Annotated in this window: 23 protein-coding genes; 9 read left to right on the forward strand and 14 right to left on the reverse strand. The window is 64.2% G+C overall.

Annotation, left to right across the window (positions count from 1 at the left end):
* The first annotated feature begins 94 nt into the window (after positions 1-94).
* The gene (locus tag AWB83_RS32050; protein WP_087049642.1) at positions 95-841 is read left to right on the forward strand and encodes an IclR family transcriptional regulator; all 747 of its coding nucleotides are present in this window, start codon (positions 95-97) and stop codon (positions 839-841) included.
* A gap of 16 nt (positions 842-857) precedes the next feature.
* Here AWB83_RS32050 and AWB83_RS32055 read toward each other — a convergent pair whose 3' ends face one another.
* Together AWB83_RS32055 and AWB83_RS32060 are read right to left on the reverse strand one after the other, a co-directional pair.
* The gene (locus AWB83_RS32055; RefSeq protein ID WP_087049643.1) at positions 858-1,328 is read right to left on the reverse strand and encodes a universal stress protein; all 471 of its coding nucleotides are present in this window, start codon (positions 1,326-1,328) and stop codon (positions 858-860) included.
* 176 nt (positions 1,329-1,504) lie between these two features.
* Positions 1,505-1,744: a hypothetical protein gene (locus tag AWB83_RS32060; RefSeq protein WP_087049644.1), complete on the reverse strand. Its 240-nt coding sequence runs from the start codon at positions 1,742-1,744 to the stop codon at positions 1,505-1,507.
* A 221-nt stretch (positions 1,745-1,965) separates the two neighbouring features.
* Here AWB83_RS32060 and AWB83_RS32065 point away from each other — a divergent pair, with 221 nt between their 5' ends.
* On the forward strand, positions 1,966-2,430 hold the full coding sequence (locus AWB83_RS32065) for a response regulator (protein ID WP_087049645.1): 465 nt from the start codon (positions 1,966-1,968) through the stop codon (positions 2,428-2,430).
* A gap of 18 nt (positions 2,431-2,448) precedes the next feature.
* Here the strand turns inward: AWB83_RS32065 and AWB83_RS32070 are convergent, their stop codons facing one another.
* Both AWB83_RS32070 and AWB83_RS32075 read right to left on the reverse strand, forming a co-directional pair.
* Positions 2,449-2,859, reverse strand: a complete 411-nt coding sequence (locus AWB83_RS32070; protein ID WP_087049646.1) for a hypothetical protein — start codon at positions 2,857-2,859, stop codon at positions 2,449-2,451.
* Positions 2,860-3,030: 171 nt separating this feature from the next.
* Positions 3,031-3,921: a serine hydrolase domain-containing protein gene (locus AWB83_RS32075; protein ID WP_159463098.1), complete on the reverse strand. Its 891-nt coding sequence runs from the start codon at positions 3,919-3,921 to the stop codon at positions 3,031-3,033.
* A 317-nt stretch (positions 3,922-4,238) separates the two neighbouring features.
* On the opposite strand from AWB83_RS32075, the gene AWB83_RS32080 reads away from it, so the two are divergent.
* The gene (locus AWB83_RS32080; RefSeq protein ID WP_244197956.1) at positions 4,239-5,600 is read left to right on the forward strand and encodes an AarF/UbiB family protein; all 1,362 of its coding nucleotides are present in this window, start codon (positions 4,239-4,241) and stop codon (positions 5,598-5,600) included.
* Here the strand turns inward: AWB83_RS32080 and AWB83_RS32085 are convergent.
* The 10 genes from AWB83_RS32085 to AWB83_RS32130 all read right to left on the reverse strand — a co-directional run bounded on the left by AWB83_RS32085 (position 5,597) and on the right by AWB83_RS32130 (position 15,031).
* Complete coding sequence (locus AWB83_RS32085) at positions 5,597-6,394, reverse strand: IclR family transcriptional regulator (protein ID WP_087049648.1); 798 nt, start codon at positions 6,392-6,394, stop codon at positions 5,597-5,599. The genes AWB83_RS32080 and AWB83_RS32085 overlap by 4 nt on opposite strands.
* Before the next feature lie 23 nt (positions 6,395-6,417).
* Positions 6,418-7,146: an SDR family NAD(P)-dependent oxidoreductase gene (locus AWB83_RS32090; protein WP_087049649.1), complete on the reverse strand. Its 729-nt coding sequence runs from the start codon at positions 7,144-7,146 to the stop codon at positions 6,418-6,420.
* A gap of 11 nt (positions 7,147-7,157) precedes the next feature.
* A complete protein-coding gene (locus tag AWB83_RS32095; protein WP_087049650.1) occupies positions 7,158-8,459 on the reverse strand; it encodes an MFS transporter in 1,302 nt (433 codons plus the stop codon).
* A gap of 51 nt (positions 8,460-8,510) precedes the next feature.
* Positions 8,511-9,038 (reverse strand): 2,4'-dihydroxyacetophenone dioxygenase family protein, encoded by a 528-nt coding sequence (locus AWB83_RS32100; RefSeq protein ID WP_087049651.1) that lies wholly within the window; start codon positions 9,036-9,038, stop codon positions 8,511-8,513.
* Positions 9,039-9,198: 160 nt separating this feature from the next.
* The gene (locus AWB83_RS32105; RefSeq protein WP_244197957.1) at positions 9,199-9,852 is read right to left on the reverse strand and encodes a glycosyltransferase family 2 protein; all 654 of its coding nucleotides are present in this window, start codon (positions 9,850-9,852) and stop codon (positions 9,199-9,201) included.
* Between the two features lie 260 nt (positions 9,853-10,112).
* Positions 10,113-10,445, reverse strand: a complete 333-nt coding sequence (gene cyoD / locus AWB83_RS32110; RefSeq protein ID WP_087049653.1) for a cytochrome o ubiquinol oxidase subunit IV — start codon at positions 10,443-10,445, stop codon at positions 10,113-10,115.
* Entirely contained in the window at positions 10,445-11,053 is a 609-nt protein-coding gene (gene cyoC, locus AWB83_RS32115; RefSeq protein WP_087049654.1) for a cytochrome o ubiquinol oxidase subunit III, read from the reverse strand. Before cyoC ends, cyoD begins: the two co-directional genes overlap by 1 nt.
* Positions 11,054-13,060, reverse strand: coding sequence for a cytochrome o ubiquinol oxidase subunit I (gene cyoB / locus AWB83_RS32120; protein ID WP_087049655.1), 2,007 nt, complete (start codon positions 13,058-13,060; stop codon positions 11,054-11,056).
* A gap of 3 nt (positions 13,061-13,063) precedes the next feature.
* Positions 13,064-13,951, reverse strand: coding sequence for a ubiquinol oxidase subunit II (gene cyoA / locus AWB83_RS32125; RefSeq protein WP_087049656.1), 888 nt, complete (start codon positions 13,949-13,951; stop codon positions 13,064-13,066).
* Between the two features lie 237 nt (positions 13,952-14,188).
* Positions 14,189-15,031: an IclR family transcriptional regulator domain-containing protein gene (locus AWB83_RS32130; RefSeq protein WP_087049657.1), complete on the reverse strand. Its 843-nt coding sequence runs from the start codon at positions 15,029-15,031 to the stop codon at positions 14,189-14,191.
* 119 nt (positions 15,032-15,150) lie between these two features.
* Here AWB83_RS32130 and AWB83_RS32135 point away from each other — a divergent pair, with 119 nt between their 5' ends.
* The 6 genes from AWB83_RS32135 to AWB83_RS32160 all read left to right on the forward strand — a co-directional run bounded on the left by AWB83_RS32135 (position 15,151) and on the right by AWB83_RS32160 (position 22,238).
* Entirely contained in the window at positions 15,151-16,410 is a 1,260-nt protein-coding gene (locus AWB83_RS32135; protein ID WP_087049688.1) for an aromatic ring-hydroxylating dioxygenase subunit alpha, read from the forward strand.
* A gap of 18 nt (positions 16,411-16,428) precedes the next feature.
* Positions 16,429-16,899: an aromatic-ring-hydroxylating dioxygenase subunit beta gene (locus AWB83_RS32140; RefSeq protein ID WP_087049658.1), complete on the forward strand. Its 471-nt coding sequence runs from the start codon at positions 16,429-16,431 to the stop codon at positions 16,897-16,899.
* Entirely contained in the window at positions 16,896-17,906 is a 1,011-nt protein-coding gene (locus AWB83_RS32145) for a PdxA family dehydrogenase (protein WP_087049659.1), read from the forward strand. The genes AWB83_RS32140 and AWB83_RS32145 overlap by 4 nt, the downstream gene beginning before the upstream one ends.
* An 11-nt stretch (positions 17,907-17,917) precedes the next feature.
* Entirely contained in the window at positions 17,918-18,892 is a 975-nt protein-coding gene (locus AWB83_RS32150) for an FAD-binding oxidoreductase (protein WP_087049660.1), read from the forward strand.
* A gap of 48 nt (positions 18,893-18,940) precedes the next feature.
* Positions 18,941-20,293, forward strand: coding sequence for an MFS transporter (locus AWB83_RS32155; protein WP_087049661.1), 1,353 nt, complete (start codon positions 18,941-18,943; stop codon positions 20,291-20,293).
* Positions 20,294-20,495: 202 nt separating this feature from the next.
* Positions 20,496-22,238 (forward strand): ABC transporter permease, encoded by a 1,743-nt coding sequence (locus AWB83_RS32160; protein WP_087049662.1) that lies wholly within the window; start codon positions 20,496-20,498, stop codon positions 22,236-22,238.
* The last annotated feature ends 24 nt before the right edge of the window (positions 22,239-22,262 follow it).

Genomic DNA, 22,262 nt, shown 5'->3' on the forward strand with positions numbered 1-22,262 from the left:
TCGATCGTAGCCCGCGCGTTGCATGGTGTCCATTAGGTTGCATGTTTATCCAACCTGTTGGAATATTGCCGTATCCTCACCCAGCACGGAAACGATGGAAAAAGCTTACGACGTGCCCGCGCTGCGCCGCACGAACGACATCCTCGAAGCGCTCGCCGCCGCCGCGAAGCCGGTACGCGCCGCCGCGCTCGCCGAGCAGACCGGTCTTTCGCGCAGCACGCTCTATCTGATGCTGGAAACGCTCGCGCGCATGCAATGGATCGAGAAGCGCGACGATGGCTACGTCGTCGGCGTCGGCCTGTTCGAGCTCGGCAACGCCTACGTGCGCCACGACAAGCTGCAGGCGGCGTTTCGCGAGGGCGCGGGCGCGTTCATCAACAAGCACAACGAGGTCGTGCAGCTGGCCGTGCTCGACGGCGTGCACGTGGTGTACGTGGCGCGCGAGGATGCGCATCGTCCGGTGCGGCTCGTGTCCGATCTCGGCTCGCGCCTGCCCGCGCATTGCTGCGCGCTCGGCAAGGCGCTGCTCGCGGGCCTGGCCGACGATGCCGTCATCGAACGTCTGCCCGAGCGCCTGGAAGCCGTCACGCCGCGCACGATCACGCGCCGCGCGGCGCTCCTGCGCGAACTCGGCGCGATCCGCACGAGCGGGCTCGCCGTCGAACGCGAGGAAGTGGCCGAAGGGCTCGCGTGCTTTGCGGCTTATGTCGGGATGACGCCGGCGGGCAAGCGCGTCGCCGTCTCGACGAGCGTGCCGGTCGGGCGGCTGGATGCGAAGCGCGAGAAGCAGATTTCAATCGGCATCGTGCAGCTTGCCGGGCATTTGCGCAGCGCGCTCTGACGCGCGTGCGTCCTCCTCACATCAGCTGATCCGCATCCGCATGCATCTCGGCGTGCGACGCAATCAGCACATCACACTTCGTCCGCGCGCAGACGACATCGCGCAGGCGTTGTCCGCCGTGCCGCCAGCCGGCGTCCGCTTCGCCGCCCAGCACGATCAGGTCCGCGCCAAGCTCCATCGAGACCTTCGCGATCGTTTCGCCAACGCTCGCATTCAACGGCAGCTCGATGCTGCGCACGGTTCCGTCGATGCCCGCGCGCTCGATCAGCCGCGCGCTGTAGCGTGTGACGGCGCGGGCGTGATCGTCGATGACGGCGAGCGTCTGCGCGCAGTTGCAGTCCGCCGTGACGACGGCCCACCATGGCGTCTGATCGACGACATGCAGCGCCGTGAGGCGCGCGTTGCATTCGCGTGCGCGGCTGATCGCGATATTGAGGGCGCTTTCGCTGAAGCCCGGTCCCACGGCGACGAGGATGTGCTTGTACATGGTGCATCTCCTTTCAGATCTGGTTTCTGCTCGGGATGCATCTTCGCTGGCGTTAGTTAGGCACGAATGAGCGCATGCAGCGCGAGGCCTGAAAGATTCACCAGGATCTCCAAAGGCGCCGCGTTTCCTCCAATTTTGCTAAACAAATAGATTCGTGCCAGCCCGCCCGCGCAGCACTAACGCCGGCGCTTCTTCCAGTCGTAGCCGGCGGGCGGATCGGCCACGCCCGGCTTGCCGACCGAATGCGGATTCTCGCTGCAGAGCGTGACGAAGCCGACGTCCTCGCCTTCGGCCTGGCGTTTTCTCAGGTCTTCCGCGAAGCGAAGCGCGTCGGCGAGCGCCGTGGCGTCGAACTTCCTGTAGCGGGCCGCGCCTTCGGCGTCAGGGTTGCCGCCGAGCCAATAGACGACGAACATCGATAAGCCTCACGATATGGGATGCGCGCACGTTCGCGGCAAGCCGGTGCCAGACCCGATGCAAAACGTGCACGGCGTGCGTGCATTGGCGGGGCGCGATGGCGCCGGGTATTCCCGAAGTGTAACGTCGGTGGGCCGCGTGGGATCTGAGCGGGCGCCTCGCAAACCTCGCGAGGGAACGATCGTTGCTCTGTTTCTTGTCCATTCCGAGGCCAGAACCGATGCAGCGACCCAACCGCGTTCCTTCGCAAGCCCTGTGGCAGATTCCGGTGCGCACGACGCGCCCCGACGAGCCGCGCGTGCTCATCGCCGATGACGATATCGAGTCGACGCGCGCGATCTGTCTCGCGCTCGAGGACGCCGAGTTCATCGTGCGCGCGGTGCACACGGGTCTCGACGCGGTCACGCTCGCGCGCAAGTGGCGTCCGGGCGTGGTGCTGCTCGATCTGATGATGCCGCTCGGCGACGGCTGGGAGGCGGCCGAGGCAATCCGCGCACTCGATGTCACCATGCTGCTGATCGCGCATACGAGCCGCACGAACCCGGAGGACTGGACGCGCGCGCAACGCACCGGCTTCAACGGTTATTTCGTGAAGCCCACGGAACTCGACGGGATGATCGCGGTGATGCGCGATTACTTCTCGAAGCGCCAAGGCGACGCCGAAACGGACCGTCCGAGCGCATAGGCCGCCGCAGCAAATCGATCACGCGTCGGGGCGCTTGCGGGACGTGTCGATCAACCTGAGCGCGGGCCGTTCGATATTGCGTTCGGCGTGGTCGTTCAGCATGTCTTCCCAATACTGGCAATAGCCTGCCCAGAACGGCATCTGCGTTTGCGCGGATGCGGCCGTCGGCAAGGGATCGGGCAGCATCCTGCTCAGGCGCCGTATCTCCTTGTGCTTCCATTGCAGCAGCGCGCGGCGATGTCCGCGTCGCGGCGGGCACAGCGCGTTCATCTCGGCGACCGCGATGGTGAAGCCTTCGGCGGGACGGGACGCCATCCCGATCAGAACGTTGGTCTGCGGGCATGGCCCGCGCTCGTGGCAAATGATCGCGCCGATCTGGCCGAGGATGTACATGGCTCTCGCCATCGACGGTTCGGAATGGAGTTGCATGGCGCCTCTCAGTCTTGTCGTTATGTATCTTCGTGCATGGGCGCTCGAAGTTGCATCGCGCTCGATATCGATATTGATACGTCGTATCGTGACGTATCAACAAGATACCGTACTGAGATTAATCCGAAGTGCGTGTCGACAAAAATATACAGGTCGGGCGCGCAGACCGATTCAGGACGCGTTCAGCACATGCCGGGCGAGTAGCGTGCGCACGTTCTTGGGCGCGTCGTCGTTCTCGCAGGTGGCGGCCACGACGATCCGCTCGCGCGGCGCGACGAAAATGAACTGCTCGCCATAGCCCGCCGCGAAGACATAGCGCGGGTCGATCCAGCAGAGATAGCCATATTGCGCGTCGTCCATGGGCGGGCCGCCTTCGCTTTGCACGGAGATGGCTTCGCCGATGAACGATTCGTCGATCAGGCGCACGCCGCGCCACGCGCCGCGATGCATGATCAGAAGACCGAGCCGGATCATGTCGCGCGGGCGCAGCATGAGTCCGCGGCCGCCGAACGTGTGGCCTTCCTCGTCGGCGATCCAGTCGCTGGTGTCGATGCCGAGCGGGGCGAACAGCGTGTCGCGCGCATAGTCGGCGAGCGTGCGGCCCGTGGCGTACTCGAGCGCGGCCGACAGCAACTGGACCGCGTGCGAGTCGTACTGGAAGCGTGTGCCGGGCTCGCTCGCGAAGGGCCGCGAAAGTATGAAGCGCAGGCGACTTTCGCCGCTTGCGAAACGTTCGCATGGACCGAGCACGCAATCGTCGATGACGCTCGGATCCCATTCGAAGCCGGATGTCATCGTGAGCAGATGTTGGAGCGTGATGCGCCGGACACGCGGATCGAGCGCGGCGTCGCGCATTTGCGGCACGAGACGGCTTGCGGGCGTATCGAGGGGCGGCAGCGCGCCTTCGCGCCGCGCGGCGCCGACCGCGAGCCCGACCACCGATTTCGTGACCGAATTGATGTTCTCGAGGCTCTCGGGCTCGACATCATGCCGATAGTGTTCGAAGACGATGACGTCATCGCGAGCCACGACGAAGCTGCGCACGCCGTTTTCTTGAGTCAATGCCTGGCGCATGGAAGCAAGGCTGGAATCGCTGGAGACCGTCATGGGCAAGGAAAGAAAGTAAGCATGATGAACAGGATAACGAAGTAAACCCGCTCGGTCCATGACGAACGGCACGAAAGATCCACGTGCACGCCTGCGCGAATCGTGTTAAACATCAAGCAATCCGGATGCCACGCATGACGGCATTGCAGTCTTTCAGCGGTTTCAACTCACTTTCGGCGAGCCTGAACTTGTCTGTCCGACGATTCGCGACGCTCTGGCGTCTTGGCAGGGCGTTCGTCCGCGAAAGTCATCTGTTCGATGATGGCGCAGCGATGACGCGCGTTGCGCGCTTCTTCGCGTCGCACGGCGCGCGCGCCGCTCCGCTCGCGGCGGGCGTGCCCGCGCTGTCGCAACTGTCGCGCGTGCTCGAGAACGCCTCCGGCGCGCTCGCGCGCCATCCCGCGCTTGCGGAAACCGCCGTGCGCGTCGCCTTGGCCGAAATGGACGGCCTCTTCACGCCTTACGATGCCGCGCGCTTTCGCACCGCTTGCGCGGCGGCCTTCCCCGCGACGCTCGCCTTCGAGCTCACGCATCTGAGCGACGCGCCGCTGCGCTCGGGCGTAGCGGAGCAGACGCATACGGCGCGCATCGGCGATACGACCGTGCGCATCACGTTGCTGCGCGCCGACGCGTGCGCGGAACTCGCGGACGATCTCGATCTCGCGCTGGCGGCGGCGCGCTTCGCGGAACGGCGCTCGGCGAAAGCGCGCGAGATGCATCCCGCGGAATGGGTGCAGCGGGCGCGAGAAAGCGTCGACTCGATGATCGACCTGCGCCAGCGCGCCGCCGATCAGAGCTATTTGCGCTTTCGCCTGCGCGACGACGACCGGCTCGCGGTGCCCGAAGTGCTCTGGGATTACTGCAACGATTCAGTGCTGACGACCCGCGCGATCGAAACCGCCGCGCTTGCGGACGCCACTGCACTTGCGGCATGCGGGCTCGATCAGGCCGATGTCGTCGCGACGCTCATCGAAGCGTTCTTCGAGATGTCGCTCGGCGTCGGGCTGTATCACGCGGGGCTCGATGCGGCGGGCGCGCGCGTGAGCATCGAGCGGGACACGCGCGGTCAGATCGTCCTCGAAGCCGACAATCCGATGATGCTCTTCGCCGCGCACGAGCGCGAGTTTCTCGTCGGCGTGTCGCATGCGCTCATGGAGGGCGATCACAAGGCCGCGGCGCGCGCGCATCTCGAGCACGGGCGGCCGGAGGCGCACGCGACGCATCACGAAGTGCGCGTCGAAGCGACGTATCGGCGCGAGGCGGAGCGCTTCGCCTCGCCGCACGCGCGACGCAACGTCGGTGTCGCGGATCTGTTCGGCGCGATCGGCAAGGCGCCCGCCGAGCACATGTTCAGCGCGGCGCATGCGCGCATCGCGTCGCGGGCGGTGCTGTTGTCGCGCTCGGCGGAGCGGATCGAGCGCGTGGCGCAGGAAATCGCGCCGGATGTCGATGTGTGGAAGATCGCCCGCAAGGTCATCGTGCGGCTGGTGGCGGATCAGTTCAGCCTGCGAAGCCTGGCGGTGCATCTCGCGCACGAGGCGACGCACTGGCCGCATACGCTGCCGCGCCTGCCGTCGCTCATCGCGAAGCGCGCGGCGGCGTCGCAACGGGTGCGCGGTACGGTATGTCGTTAGCGCGTGCCGGGACTCATGCGCTCCGCGATCGCGCGGCACGCTTCCTTGAGCGGCTCGATGTAGGTTTCGAGCGGCGCCGCGCTCTTTCTGAACAGCGGAATGCTGACGCTCACGCAGCCGAGCGTCGCGCCGTTCGCGCCCACGATGGCGCTGCCGTAGCAGAAAATCTGCGCCTCGTTTTCCTCGCGGTCTTCCGCGTAGCCGCGCGCCTGCGTCGCGTCGAGCTCGGCGTCGAGCGCACGGCGATCGACGATCGTATTCGCCGTGAAGCGTTCGAACGCGATGCCTTGCAGGAGCGCATCGCGTTCGGCGGCGCCGAGCGTCGACAAATAGGCCTTGCCGACGGAGCTCGAATAAAGCGTCACGCGCGTGCCGATGCGCGATGCCATGCGCACGGCATGCGGGCTTTCGAGCTTCTCCACGTACACCATTTCCGAACCGCTTCTCACCGCCAGGTGCACGGTTTCCTGCGTCGCGTCGCGCAATGCCTGCAATGCGTCGGTTGCGGCGATGCGCAAGTCCGAGCGCTCCCAGCTGCGGCTCGCGAGCGACATCAGGCGCGGACCGAGCGCATAGCACGAACCGCGCGCGCTTTCGACGACCAGCCCTTCCGCGATCAACGCACCGACGATGCGATACACCGTCGGGCGCGGATAGCCGCTCGCCGCCGTGAGACGCGCGATGGTCGGCGGCTCGTCGGCGTCGGCGATGAGTTGCAGCACCGCCATGAACTTCGAGAACGCGGCGGTGCCGGTGGCTCTGGCGGCGTCGAGAGAGGACGAATCGGAGGACATGGCGCTGGATTATAACGACGCGCTCAGGCGACGAGATATCCGCCATCGACGGGCACGATCGCGCCCGTCATGAACGAGGCCGCCGGCGACGCGAGGAACGCCGTCACGCGCGCGACGTCCTCGGGCAAGCCCCAGCGCTTCATCGGCGTGCGTTCGAGGATGGCTTGCGAGCGGGCGTCGTCGTCCTGCAGCGCCTGGGTCAGCGGCGTCGCGATCCAGCCGGGCGCGATCGCGTTCACGCGAATGCCGTCGGGCGCGTAGGCGATCGCGAGCGACTTCGTCAATTGCGCGACGCCGCCCTTGCTCGCGCTGTACGCGGGCACGAGTCCGCCGCCGAAGAAGGTGAGCATCGACGCCGTGTTGACGATCGAGCCGTGGCGCTTCGCGAGCAGCGGCCGCGCGGCCGCGCACATGCGCATCGTGCCGCTGAGGTTCACGGCGATCACGCGCTCGAACGTCTCGATGTCGTGCTCGTCGCCGCGACGGATCATGCCCGCGCAGTTGACGAGCACGTCGAGCGCGTCGAGGCTTGCGAAAAGCGTGGCGGTGCTCGCGGCATCGGCGACATCGAGCGCGGCGACTTCGATTCCATCGCCCAATGCCTCGCGCTGCGCATCGGTCGGCGCGAGGCCGGCGGCGATCACGCGCGCGCCGAGCGCGGCGAACTGCTGCGCGATGCCCGCTCCGATGCCCTGCGTTCCGCCGGTCACGACGACGGTCTTGCCCTTGAAGAGATCTGCCTGAAAAGTCATGGTGGTTTGATTCATACGACGGGAATGGGCTCGGCCTGTTGCTCCGCATCCTGGATCGGCGCGCGCACGACGAACATGTAGACGAGCGCGGCGGCGAACGCGACGCCCGCGCTGATCAGGAACGCATTCACGAACGAGTGCGTCTTGTCGACGACGAGGCCGGTGATGAACGGCGCGAACGAGCCGCCGAAGTAGCCGCCGAAGTTCTGAATGCTGCCGAGCGACGCGACCATGTGGCGCGGCGCCGCGACGGAAACGAGCGCCCATGCCGCGCCGCTCGCCATGTTGACGAAGAACATCGCGGCCGACAGATAGACGATGGCGAGCGTCAGGTTCGGCGTGAACGCGGCCGGCACGGTGAAGAGCGCGCCGCCGATGAGACCCGAGCAGATCGGCCACTTGCGGCTGCGAATCGGCGCGACGCCGCGCGCCATCAGGCCATCGGCGATGAAGCCCGACGACAGCATGCCGAGCGTGCCTGCGAGATACGGAATCGTCACGATCCAGCCGGTCTTGGCGATGGTCAGATGACGTTCGTGTTCGAGATACGCGGGCAGCCACGTGAGATAGAGCCACACCATGTAGATCACGCCCATGAAGCCGAAGATCATGCCCCACGTGGTCGCCTGGCCGAACAGGCCGCGCCATTCCGCGAACGTCATGTTGCGTTCCTTGCGCTGCGCCGGTTCGCCTTCGGTCAGATGCGCGAGCTCCTGCGGCTCGAGTTTCACGTCCTTGCGGTTGCGATAGACGATGTACCAGCCGATCGACACCGCAATGCCCAGCGCGCCCATGATGACGAACATGTTGCGCCACCCGAAGGAGAGCAGCAGCACGGTGAGAATCGGCGGCGCGAGCGCGGGCCCGATCGTCGACGAGGTCACGAAGATGCCGGTCGGCTTGCCGCGCTCGTGTTGCGCGAACCATTCGGAGACGACCTTCGCGCCCGCCGGAAACTGCGGCGCCTCGCCGATGCCGAGCGCGATGCGCGCCGCAAGGAACTGCTGCAGGTTCATCACGAGCCCGCCGAACAACTGCGCGACCGACCACACGAACATGCCGAGGCCGAGCATGATGCGCGCGCCGAAGCGATCGAGCATCACGCCGATGGGCAGTTGCGAGAACGCGTACGCGAACGAGAACGCGGAGAGCAGCAGGCCCATCTGCGAAGCCGAAAGGCCGAGCTCCTGCGTGACCGAATGATTCGCGATGGACAGCGTGCTGCGATCGAGATAATTCACGATTCCCGCGAGTGTCAGGAACGTGAGCGCGACCCATTGAATGCGCTTCAGGCGCGGCGATTTTTCCAGCATGGTGTCTCCTCCGAATGCTCTTGTGAGTCTGCTAGAGGTGGTTTGGGAAATTTACCGGATGAACTGATCGACGAAGTCCGCGCCCAGTCCGACCGCCTCGTAATGCTTGCGGCACATGTCGACCTTGGTGAATACGTCCTCGTAGCCGGTGTAGTTGCCGTACGGGTCGCAGTAGAACATCACGCCGTTCACCTGGAAGTAGGTGATCATCTCCTCGACGTCTTCCGGCACGTAGAGCGTGTGGGTTTCGCCGGGCGGCTCGAAGACGTAGCTGCCTTCGGTCGCGACCCAGTCGTGTTCGAGATAGCGCCAGCGGCCTTTCAGCACCATGCCGTGCACGGCTTGCGGATGACGGTGGCGCGACAGCACGCCGGACTTGCGCACCCGCAGGAGGTTCATCCAGTAACCGGTCGATACGTTCAGGCATAGCGGGCGGAACCAGACGTTCTCTGCTTGCGGAACCCACTCGCGCTCGTCGGAGGGAATCGCACTGCCGATGACGATTTCCTTTTGCGCTTCTTTCGGGAAGGGAAGTTGATACGGCGTCATGGCGTCCGCCGCGGGCTTTGGCGCGCTCATTGCGTCTCCTTGTCCATATTGTGGATGACAGAATCAAATTATGGACAAATGTTCTCCGTGGATGCTGAAAATGTCAAGAGATGGGGAGATGCCCAGTTGCCAGGCGCGCAGAAACAAAAACGCGCTGCACGAGGCAGCGCGTTTTCGAGTTACCGGAGCTTCAGAGCCCGGTCGACAGCGGATGCCCGACGAACTCGTGATTCCCCGTATGACCTATCCGCAGCCACGGGCAAGCGTACACGCGCTTGCCCAGCGCCCGGACGTCCGCGCAGAAGGCCAGATCCTCGCTCACGCCGTCCGTGTTTCGCGCGCCGCCAAAATAGGCGAACGTGCCATTGTGAATGCTCGTCCCGCCTTGCATCCAGTCCGGATGGACATGCCGCAACGCATCGAAAACCTCGCGGCGAATCAGCATCATCCCGGTTCCGATGCCATCCACTTCGATGATGTCGTCATAGACCGGGATATTGGTCACCTGCTTGACGCCATAGAGCGGCAACGCCGACGCCGGCAGATCGGGTCGCTCCCGCGCAACCTGTGCGATGCGTTCCCAGTCGTACTCCTTCTTCGGGCACATCGCCGCGACGACGTCGCGATCGCCGTGCCCGAGCATGCGCATGACGTCCGCGGTTCGCCAGCTCATGTCGTTGTCGATGAAAAGCAGATGCGAGGCGTCTGTTTTCTTGAGAAAGAAATCGACGCAAAGATTGCGTCCCGGCACGACGAGCGCGCCTTTGCTCGTCGTAAAGTAGATGCCGATACTCTGCCGCATCATCTGAAGGACGAGTGGAAGAAGGCTCTCGACGTAGCTCATCTTGCAGGTTCCTTCGTAGGCTGGCGTCGCGATGCAGACCGATCTCGGGAAGTTGTTCGCTTCTCGCATTGCAGTTCCTCGTGTGTCGCTACCTCTCGCGTTCAAGCGACCGGATAGAAAAAAATCGTGCACGAATTATCTGAAAAATCGTCATGCCGCGAGTTCGGAATTGGTCGAATGTTGATCGCCGGGACCAGGCAAAGAAAAACGGCGAACCCGTTTGCGGGTCCGCCGTTCATCGATCGGGCAAGCCGAACGATCTATCGCGCCATCATCAGCATGTGGACGTTATGCATGACCCACACCGTGCCGGCGATCAGGATGAGCGACATCAAGATCGTGTAAGCAAACGACATGGCATGCCAGCGTTGTCCCTTCGACGCGTTCACGTGCAGGAAGAACACCACGTGCACGATCACCTGCACCGCGGCAAGCACGGCGAGCGCGAGGATCGCGTTCTCGCCCTTGAACGCGCCCGAGGTCGCGGCCCAGAACGACGCCACCGTCAGCACGACGGCCAGAACGAAACCGATGAGATAGCCGCGCACGGTCACATGCGGGAAATCGCTCGAATTGGTATGCGTATGTGCCATCAGACCACGCTCCCGAGGTAGACGAAGGAGAACACGCAAATCCAGACGATGTCGAGGAAGTGCCAGAAGAGGCTGAGGCAAGCCAGCCGGCGCAACTCACGCTCGTTCATCTGCGGATTGCCCGCGATTTGCACGGCGAGCACGACGAGCCAGACGAGGCCGATCGTGACGTGCAGGCCGTGCGTGCCGACCAGCGTGAAGAACGAAGACCAGAACGCGCTGCGTTGCGGGCCCGCGCCCTCCGCGACGAGGTGCGCGAACTCATGCACCTCCAGCCAGAGAAAGCCCGCGCCCAGCGCGAACGTGACGAACAGCCACGCGAGCACCGCGCCCGACTGCTTGCGGGTCGCCGAGATCATCGCGAGACCGAACGTCAGGCTGCTCGTCAGCAGCAGGCCGGTCTCGTATGCGACGTCCGTCAGATTGAAAAGATCCTTGCCGGTCGGACCGCCCGCTGTCTGCATCGCGAACATCGCGAAGGCCGCGAAGAGGGACGCGAACAGCACGCAGTCGGTCATCAGGTAGGCCCAGAAGCCGAACACCGAGTGCGACTGGTGCTCGTGCTCATGGTCATGCGCGTGTTGCGCGGAAAGTGTCGTTTGCGACATTTACATCACCTCCAGTTCCAGTTCGCGTTCCGCGCCGGCCCTCACAGGCGGCTTCGGCGAATTCGGCTCCTCGATCGACTTCACGGTCGCGGCCGGAATGATGAAGCCGGCGTTGTCGCGGAAGCTGTAGCCGATCACCGTCGCGGCGATGCCGGCGAGCCCCGCGATCGCCAGCCACCAGATGTGCCACACCGCGGCGAAGCCGAACGCGAGCGCGAGCACGCCGATCACAAGACCCGCGCTGGTGTTCGACGGCATGTGAATGTCGCGATACGCACGCGCATCGATGCGGCCGGTTTCCTTCACGTCGGCGAAGTCGTCCAGCTGGCGCACGGAGGGGATACGCGCGACGTTGTAGACGGGCGGCGGCGAGCTCATCGCCCATTCGAGCGTGCGGCCGTCCCACGGATCGCCGGTGACGTCGCGATAGGCAGGCTGATTGCGGCGGATGGTGCTCACGACGATCTGCGCGACCTGGAACACGACGCCCAGCGCGATGATGCCCACGCCGACCGCGGCCACGATCAGGTACGGTTGCCAGGCCGGGTTGTCGTAGTGGTTCAGCCGGCGCGTCATACCCATGAAGCCGAGGATGTAGATCGGCACGAACGCCACGAAGAAACCCACGAACCAGCAGATGAACGCGTTGCGGCCGAGCTTCTCGTCGAGCTTGAAGCCGAACACCTTCGGCCACCAGTACTGCACGCCCGCGAAGTAGCCGAACACCACGCCGCCGATGATCGCGTTATGGAAGTGCGCGATCAGGAACAGGCTGTTGTGCAGCACGAAATCCGCGCCGGGAATCGCCATCATCACGCCGGTCATGCCGCCGAGCGTGAAGGTGATGATGAAGCCGATGGTCCAGAGAACCGGCGTCGTGAACTTCACGCGGCCGCGGTACATCGTGAACAGCCAGTTGAAGATCTTCACGCCGGTCGGGATGGAGATGATCATCGTCATAATGCCGAAGAAGGCATTGACGTTCGCGCCCGAGCCCATCGTGAAGAAGTGGTGCAGCCACACGAGGAACGAGAGCACCATGATGCAGCACGTCGCCCAGACCATCGTCTTGTAGCCGAAGAGCGGCTTCTTCGAGAACGTCGCAACCACTTCCGAATAGATGCCGAACGCGGGCAGAACCAGGATGTAGACCTCCGGGTGACCCCAGGCCCAGATCAGGTTCAGGTAGACCATCGGGTTGCCGCCGCCGTCGTTCGTGAAGAAGTGCATGCCGAGGTAGCGGTCGAGAGCGAGCAGCGCCAGGGCGACCGTCAGGATCGGGAACGTCGCCATGATCAGCACGTTCGAGCAGAACGCGGTCCAGGTGAAGACGGGCAGTTTCATCCACGTCATGCCGGGCGCGCGCATCTTCACGATCGTCACGAAGAAGTTCACGGCGGTCAGAAGCGTGCCGACGCCGGACAGCTGCAGCGCCCAGATGTAGTAATCGACCCCCACGCCCGGACTGAACTGCGTCTCGGAGAGCGGCGGATACGCGAGCCAGCCCGTCTTCGAGAACTCGCCGATGAAGAGCGACAGGTTGATCAGAATGGCCGCCATGGCCGTCATCCAGAACGAGAGCGAGTTGATGAACGGGAAGGCGACGTCGCGTGCGCCGATCTGCAGGGGCACGACGAGGTTGAAGAACGCGACCAGCAGCGCCATCGCCATGAAGAAGATCATGATGGTGCCGTGCGCCGAGAAGATCTGGTCGTAGTGATGCGGCGGGAGGTAGCCCGGCGAATCGAGCGCGATGGCCTGCTGCAGGCGCATCATGACGGCGTCGGCGAAGCCGCGCACGAGCATCAGCCCGGCGACGACGAGATACATCACACCGATGCGCTTGTGATCGACCGAAGTCAGATACTCGCGCCAGAGCCAGCCCCACTTGCCGAGTCTGGTGATAAGGGCGACCGTACCGAGCACGAGGATCGCCATGAAGACAGTCGCCCCCATGATGATGGGTTCGTGGTACGGGATCGCCTCAAGCGTTAGTTTACCGAACATGGCTTACCCCTTGGTTACGCAATTTGCGCCGTTCACATCGAAGCGGCCGTTGTTGTACTTCGCGACGATGTTGTTGAAGAGCTTCGGATCGACGGTCGAGAAGTAGCGCACCGCGACCTTCTCGCTCGGACGCGCGACGCCGGCGTAGACGTCCATGCTCAGATTGTCGGGCGCGTTCTTCACTTTCTTCAGCCACGCGTCGAACTCGGCGGGAGACATCGCGAGGGCGCGGAACTTCATGTCGGAGAAGCCTGCGCCGCTGTAGTTGGCGGAGATGCCCGCGTAGTCGCCCGCGTGATCGGCCATCAGGTGCAGGCGCGTCTGCATGCCGGCCATCGCGTAGATCTGGCTGCCGAGTTGCGGGATGAAGAACGAGTTCATCACCGAATCGGACGTGATGCGGAAGTTCACCGGCGTGCCCACCGGGAACGCCAGCTGGTTCACCGATGCGACGCCCAGGTCCGGATAGATGAACAGCCATTTCCAGTCGAGCGCCACGACCTCGACGTTGATCGGCTTGACCTGCGATTCGAGGGGCTTGTACGGATCGAGCTCATGCGTGGTTTTCCACGTCAGGATGCCGAGGTACAGGATGATGACCGCGGGGATGGCCCATACCACGACCTCGATGACCGTGGAGTGCGCCCACTTCGGCGCGTAGGTGGCCTTCGTGTTGGACGCGCGGTAGCGCCAGGCGATGAACAGGGTAAGCAGGATCACCGGGACGACGACGAGAAGCATCGCGTAAGTCGCCGTGGCGATCAGCGAGGATTCCGCAGCGCCGATCACGCCTTTCGAGTCCAGGACATCCAGCTTGCATCCCGAGAGGCACAGGCTGGCTATCAACCCCGATAACAATGGCACTGCTAAACGTTGGGTATTTTCATTCATTGCATTCGCTGGTTTCTATGATCGAAGCGTCCCGGAAGAACGCTGTTGCACGGCGTTGCGCCGCGTCAGGATCATGCCATGCGCGTTTTTTCGCGATGGTGCGAATGTTTGGAAAATTGTTTCAGATCAATGCGATGCGACAGGGTGTCGCGGAGGAGCGCCCTCTCCGGCGCGATCCGGAAGGGAGAGGGCAGTCTACAACGAAGAGGTGATGTCGCGGGTGTAATAAAGCGTGGCTCAGAGCGCCCGTTCGAGCCGTGCCGCGACGCGCTGCAAGACCGGCAGAAAATCGCGCTTCATCGCGTCGACGCTCACACGCGCCGACGACACGCTCACGCTCACCGCCGCCTCGATGCCGCCCATGCGGTTCTTCACCGGCACGGCCATTGCCCGCATGCCGAGCTCGAGCTCCTCGTCGCTGATCGCGTAGCCGTCCGTCTGCACGCGGTGAATGGTGGCGATCACCTCCTCCGGCGCGTTGATCGTGTGCGGCGTGAGCTTCTTCAACGGCACCGACGAGATGTGCCGCACGATCTCCCCATCCGACTTCTGCGAAAGCAGCACGCGGCCCGTCGCCGAGCAATACGCCGGCAGGCGGCCGCCGAGCTTCGCGCCCGTCGACACGATGCGAAGCGCCTCCGCGCGCCCGACGAACACCGAGTGCCCTTCATCCAGCACGGCGAGCGACACCGACTCCTGCAGCTCGTCGCGCGCGGCGGCGAGCAGCGGCTGCGCGATCTGCGCGAGCGACGACGTGCTCAGGTAGGCGCCGCCCAGTCGCAGCATGCGCGGCAGCGGCGTGAAGAACTTGCCGTCGTGGGACAGGTAGCCGAGATCGACGAGCGTGAGCAGGCAGCGTCGCGCGGCGGGGCGCGTGACATCCGCGAGGCGCGCGGCTTCCGCCACGGTCATGCGCACGGTCGTCGCGCTGAACGCCTCGATGATCGCGAGTCCCTTCGCGAGACCGCCCATTCCCTCGCGCGCACGCGGCTCCGACGCCTCTTCGGCGATAAGTTCGTTATCTGTGACGGACGCGGGCGCGCCGTCCTCGCCGTTGACAGGCATTTTGACGGATGTCATGATGGTTCTATATTCGAACAATGTACGATATTCGAACACAGCGGCGAGGCGGTGTCAAGCGCCGACAACGCCGGAAACGAATGCCGCCGCGAGACATCGAGAACTTGAAGGAGAACGACTTGAACACCATCCTTATCAAACCGGCGCCGCGCGCGCATGTGACCTGGCCCGAGGAAGGGCTGACGCGCGTGCCATACGCCGTCTTCCAGAGCAAGGACGTCTACGCTGACGAGCAGGACAACGTCTTTCGCGGCGCGAACTGGAATTTCCTCTGCCTCGAAGTCGAGCTGCCGAATCCGGGCGATTTCCGCGCGACCTTCGTCGGCGACACGCCTGTCGTCGTCACGCGCGATACCGACGGCGAGCTGTATGCGTTCGAGAACCGCTGCGCGCATCGCGGCGCGCTCGTGTGCCTGGAGGACGAGGGCAACGCGAAAGACTTCAGCTGCGTCTATCACGCGTGGACCTACAACCTGCAGGGCGACCTGCTGGGTGTCGCGTTCAAGGACGGCATCAACGGCAAGGGCGGCATGAAGCCGGACTTCTGCATGGAGGACCACGGCCTGCGCAAGCTGCGCGTCGAGACGCTGCACGGACTCGTGTTCGGCAGCTATTCCGATGAAGTCGCGCCGCTCGAGGAATATCTCGGCGAGGAGATCGTCTCGCGCATCGCGCGCGTGCTCGAAGGCCGCAAGCCCGTCGTGCTCGGCCGCTTCACGCAGATGCTGCCGAACAACTGGAAGCTGTATGTCGAGAACGTGAAGGACTCGTATCACGCGAGCATCCTGCATCTGTTCTTCACGACGTTCCAGTTGAATCGCCTCTCGCAGCGCGGCGGGATCATCGTCGATCCGAGCGGTGCGCATCATGTGAGCTATTCGGCCGTCGATCACGCGAAAGAAACATCCAGCAAGGACTATTCGCAGCAGAACATCCGCTCTGAAAGCGGCCACCGTCTCGAAGATGCGTCCGTGCTGAAGGGCACCGACGAATTCGGCGACGGCATCACGCTGCAGATCCTTTCCGTGTTCCCCGGCTTCGTGCTGCAGCAGATCCAGAACGCGATCGCCGTGCGCCAAATCCTGCCGCGCGGCACTGCGGAAACCGAACTCAACTGGACCTACCTCGGCTTCGAGGACGACACGCCCGAACTGCGCGAAATGCGGCTGCGACAGGCGAACCTCGTCGGCCCGGCAGGTTATGTGTCGATGGAAGACGGCTGCGTCGGCGGCTTCGTGCAGCGCGGTATCGAAGGCGCGGAGAACGCGTGCTCGGTCATCGAGATGGGCGGCGACACCGCCGAGAGCAGCGAGAGCCGCGTGACGGAGGCATCGATTCGCGGCTTCTGGAAGGCGTATCGCCACGCAATGAACTATTGAGCACGACGGGGACGAGCAATCATGCAAGACACTTTCCAGTTGATCGCGCGGGCGCAGGCGGAGTACGCGCGCTGCATCGACGATGGGGACCTGACGCAATGGCCGGAATTCTTCGTCGGCGAATGCGTGTACAAGGTGACGACCGCCGAAAACCACAAGCGCGGTCTCGAAGCGGGCCTGATCTACGCGGCGTCGCGCGGCATGCTGGTGGACCGCATCGCGTCGCTACGCGATGCGAACATCTACGAGCGCCATGCATACCGGCATTTGCTGGGGCAGCCATACATCGTATCGGAGAGCGGCGCAGAGGTGCGCAGCGAGACCTCGTTCATGGTCGCGCGCATCATGCGCGACGGCACGACGAGCCTGTTCGTCACCGGGCGTTATCTCGACGTCTACGTGCGGCATGAGGACAGCGTGAAGCTGCGCGAGCGCATCGCCGTGTGCGACAGCTCGCGCATCAATACGCTGCTCGCGTTGCCGCTATGAGGCGCGCGGCTTCCCTCATCGCGCTCGCCATCGGCGACCCGAACGGCATCGGGCCGGAGATCGCCGTGAAAGCGGCGGCGCGGCTCGCGGTCGAAGAAGGTCCGCGCGCGGTGCTCGTCGGCGATGCGCACGTGATCCGCTGGTATGCGCAGCGTTGCGCGCCCTCCTTCGACGTGCGCGAAGTTCGCGCCGACGCGTTGCCCGCGCTTTCTCCGGCTGCGTTCGACGTGCTGAACGTCCCGGCGCTTCCGGTCGATTCGTTCAAGCCGGGTGAAGTCGGCGCGGCGGCCGGCGCGGCAACGCTTGCCTATGTGCGCGCCGCACTCGATCTCGCACGCCCGGGCCATGCCGATGCGGTCATCGCGTGCCCCCATTCTGAAACGGCGATCAACGCATCCGGCACGGCGTTCGCGGGCTATCCCGGTTACGTGGCGAAGCACCTGGGCCTCGCATCCGACGACGTGTACCTGCTGCTCGTCGGCGGCGGCTTGCGCATCGTTCACGCGACGCTGCACGAAGGTCTCGCGGGCGCGCTCGCGCGTCTCACGGCCAGGCAGGTGGAAGGCGCGGCGCGCGCCGCGGTCCGCGCAATGAACGCGATGGGCGTCGAGCGTCCGCGCATCGGCATGATGGGCATCAACCCGCACGCAGGCGAGGGCGGCTTGTTCGGCCGCGAGGATATCGAGGTGACCGAGCCCGCTGTCGCGGCGCTGCGCGAGGAAGGTATCGACGTGATCGGCCCGCAGGGCGCGGACTTGCTGCTGACGCGCGAGGACATCGACGTGTTCGTCGCGATGTATCACGATCAGGGCCACATTCCGGTGAAGCTGCGCGCGGGACGCCATTCGGCGGCGATGTCGATCGGCGGCGATGTGGTGTTTTCGAGCGTCGGTCATGGCAGCGGCTTCGATATCGCCGGACGGCTCGTTGCGGACCCCGCGCCCCTGCTCGGGGCGATCGGGCTCGTCACGCGCGGCGAATCGCCGGCAGCGACGGCCAAGGCTTGAGAGGAGTATTCGTGTCTTATCAGATCAACGTCGCCGCGAGCGACATCAGCTTCGACTGCAACGACGGCGAAACCGTGCTCGACGCGGCCGAACGTGCGGGCTTCGCGTTGCCGTATTCGTGCCGCAAGGGCGTGTGCGCGGAATGCCAGGGCGGTGTGGTGAACGCCGATGGCGTCACCGAAAAAGCGCTGCTGTGTTGCGTGCGCCCGGCGGCCAATATGACGATCGCGCCGCGCAAGATCGAGAAGCGCGAACGCATCGTGCGCAAGAAGCTCGACGCGTCCGTGTTCCGCATCACGCAGGCCGCGCCGGATGTCACGGTGCTGCAACTGCGCCTGCCGATCGGCGTGCGCGCGAAATTCCGCGCGGGCCAGTATCTTCAGGTCCATCTCGACGAAGAAACGGTCCGCAACTATTCGATGGCGAATCCGCCGCATCAGAGCGACAGCGTGCATCTCCACGTGCGTCACGTGCCGGGCGGCCGCTTCTCCGATGGCGTGCTGAAGGAGCTCGCGGTCGGCAGGAAGTTGCGTGTCGAACTACCTTATGGCGAATTCTTCTTCCGCGACGAGTCGGAGAAACCGGTGATTCTCGTCGCGACGGGAACGGGCTTCGCGCCGGTGAAGTCGATCGTCGAGGATGCGATCAAGCGCAAGCTCGCGCGTCCGCTCAAGCTGTACTGGGGTGCGCGCCGCAGGCAGGACTTGTATCTCGCCGAGCTCGCTCGGAAGTGGCACGACGAGGGACACGTCGAGTTCACTCCGGTGCTGTCCGATCCGGACGATGACTGGACTGGCCGCACGGGACTCGTGCATCGCGCGGTGCTGGCCGATCATCCGTCGCTCGCGGAACATCAGGTCTATGCATGCGGCAATCCGGCGATGACGAGCGCCGCCCGCGACGAGTTCACGCGCGCGGGCCTGCCGGAAGACGAGTTTTTCTGCGACGCCTTCGTGCAGACCGACGCGCTCGAACCGGCGGCATAGCGCGCGCATCGCACGATATTCGAATAACAAGCGAACGGAGACAATAAAGTGGGTTCCCCAAGCATCAGCGTTTCAGACATCATCGAGCGGCAGCGCATCAACCGGCGGCAATATCTCATCGTGCTGCTATGCGCGCTCCTGATGTTCCTCGACGGCTTCGACACGCAGGCCGTGAGCTACATCGTGCCCGTGCTCGCAAAGTCATGGCACCTGCCGCGCGAGATTCTCGGCTCGATCTTCTCGGCGGCGCTCGTCGGCCTGATGGTCGGCTATCTCGCGATATCGCCGCTGTCGAGCCGCTTTGGCCACAAGCGCATGATGGTGTTCAGCACCGTGTTCTTCGCGATCTTCACGCTGCTCACGGTGTTCGCGACCAACGTCACCGAACTGATCGGCCTGCGCTTCCTGACGGGCATCGGCCTTGGCGCGGCGGCGCCGAGCGCGGTCGCGTTGACCTGCGAATTCGCGCCGAAGCGCGTGCGCTCGACCTTCGTGCTGCTCGTCTATTGCGGCTTTTCGCTGGGGTTCGTGGTGGCGGGCTTCATGTCGGGCGTGCTGTTGCCCGCCTTCGGCTGGCAATCGCTGATGCTCGCGGGCGCGCTTGCGCCGCTTGCGCTCGCGCTGCCGCTCGTCTTCTTGCTGCCCGAGTCGCTCGCGTTCCTGAAGAAGCGTCCGCAGGGCGATGAGCGCATCCGCCGGCTCGTGTCGAAGGTGTTTCCGCAGGCGCAGATTCCGGAAGGCAGCCGCTTCATTCTCGAAGACGAAGAGGAATCGCGCGCGAGCGTCGCCGCGCTGTTCCGTGGACGCACGTCGGCCGGCACGCTGCTGCTGTGGGGCGTGTTCTTCCTGAATCTCGCGGAGTTCTATTTCCTGCAGAGCTGGCTGCCGACGATGCTCACCGGCCTCGGCTATCCCGCCGCGACGGTGGTCTGGGTGACCGCCTTGCCGACGATCGCGGGCGTGATCTCCGCCGTGCCGCTCGGACTCGCGATGGACCGCGTCGGCCCGTACGTCACCCTGACGGTGATGTACGTCGCCGGCTGCCTCTTCATGTTCATGGTGGCGTCGACGTTCGCCGCGCCGGTCTGGCTGCTGATGGTGGCGGTGTTCTGCGCGGGCTTCTGCATCAGCGGCGGACAGAAGAGCGTGATCGCGCTCGCGGCCATCTACTATCCGTCGAACCTGCGCTCGACCGGGGTAGGCTGGGCGCTCGGCATCGGACGTCTGGGCGGGATCGCGGGGCCGCTGATCGTCGGCGTGATGTATTCGGCGCACTGGACGCCGGCTGAAGTCTTCCGTATCGCCGCATTGCCGGTGCTCGTCGCGGGCCTTGCCGTGTTCCTGATGGGACGTCTGTCGGGTGCGCACGATACCGTGGCGGCGACGCGCGTGCCCGGCTGAACTTTTCAATTCGATTGCGCATGCTTTCCGGCGCGGTGCGGCTCCAGGGAGTCCACCGCGCTGTTTTTATTTCGTTGAATAGAACGCTCACCGTGCCAGCGCCTCATCGGTATTTTCCGCAGGTTTATTTGCTTAGATACCTAAGCTTATGATGCCCTTCATCCGATGAGACTCAGTCGATCCCTTCGGGGAGGAGCCGCGCTTGGAACTGACATTCGATGCGATGAAGGCAGCCATATCGCGTTCCACGCGGCTCGATGCGAAGTGGCTCGTGATCGGCGGCGCGGTGGTCATCGCGGGGGTGCTTGCGCTGATTCCCCTCGTGTTTCTGTTCTGGCAAAGCTTCTTCACGCCGCAAGTCGCGGATAACCCGGCCGTTTTCACCTTCGGCAATTACAAGCTCGCGTACGGCAGCCCCGAGACGCTGCGCACGCTTTTCAACTCGCTCAAGTTCGCGCTCGGCGCGGCGTGCGTCTCGTTCGCGATCGGCACCGTGCTCGCCTGGATCATCGAGCGCACCAATACGCCCTTGCGCAAGTTCTTCTATGCGATCACGATCGTCCCGCTGATCGTGCCGAGCATCCTCTTCACGATTGCGTGGATCTTTCTCGCGAGCCCGAAGATCGGCGTGCTCAACGTGGCGCTCGGCGCGCTCTTCGGCGTGACGAAGCCGATTTTCAACATCTACAGCATGAGCGGCATGATCTGGGTGGACGGCCTGCATTACTCGACGATGGCCTTTCTCCTCATGTCCGCGGCCTTTCGCGGCATGGATCCGTCGCTGGAGGAGTCGTCGCTGATGAGCGGCGCGGGCATCGCGCGCACGATGTGGCGCATCACGCTGCGCCTCGCGTTTCCGGCCATCGTCTCGACGCTGCTGATTCTCTTCGTGCGCGCGCTCGAATCGTTCGAAGTGCCCGCGCTGATCGGCTTGCCCGTGAAGCTGCAGGTGTTCACGTCGTCGATCTATGAAGCCATCGAGCAGTATCCGAGTCAGATCGGTCTCGCGTCGTCGTATTCGATGCTGCTGCTCGTGATCACCTCGGTCGGTCTCTATCTGCAATCGCGCGTGTCGTCGGGCGGCGGCAAGTATTCGACGATCAGCGGCAAGGGCTTTCGTCCGCGCGTCGTCGATATCGGCAAATGGCGCTATCTGATGGCCGGCGTGTTCCTCGTCTACTTCCTGCTGATCGTCGCGCTGCCGTTCGCGGTGCTGCTCTGGTCTTCGCTGCAAAAGTATTACCGCACGCCTTCGCTCTCCGCGCTGCATCATCTTTCTTTCGACGCCTACCGCTACATCCTGCATCTTTCGACGCTCAGACACGCGGTAATCAACAGCCTCGTACTGTCGTTCGGCTGCGCGACCGCCGTAATGCTGCTTTCAGCGGTGATCTGCTGGATCGTCACCAAGACGAAGCTGCCGGGGCGCTGGTTCCTCGACAACCTCGCTTCTCTGCCGCTCGTGTTTCCCGGGCTCGTGCTCGGCCTGTCGTTCATGATCGTTTCGCTGAAAGTCGATATCGGCATCTACGGCACGCTGTGGATTCTGCTCATCGCCTATATCACGCGCTTCATGCCGTACGGCATGCGCTACACGACCACGTCGATGGTGCAGATTCACAAGGAACTCGAAGAGTCCGCCGCGATGAGTTGCGCGAGCTGGAGCGCGACCTTCTTCCGCATCGTGTTGCCGCTCCTCAAGCCGGGCCTGCTGGCGGGCTGGATCTACGTGATGATCGTGTCGATCCGCGAATTGTCGAGTTCGATCCTGCTCTATAGCCCCGGTTCGGAGACCGTGTCGATCGTGATCTGGGAGTTGTGGCAGAACGGGCAATACGTCGAGCTTTCCGCGCTGTCGGTGATGCTGGTGCTCGCGCTCCTCGCGCTGGTTACGCTCGCGCAATGGATCGGCGGCAAGTTCGGCGTGAAGGCCAATCACGGCTGATCGCGCGCGACGATAAAAAACATC

This window comes from Caballeronia ptereochthonis, from assembly GCF_001545075.1.
GTDB classification, from domain to species: domain Bacteria; phylum Pseudomonadota; class Gammaproteobacteria; order Burkholderiales; family Burkholderiaceae; genus Caballeronia; species Caballeronia ptereochthonis.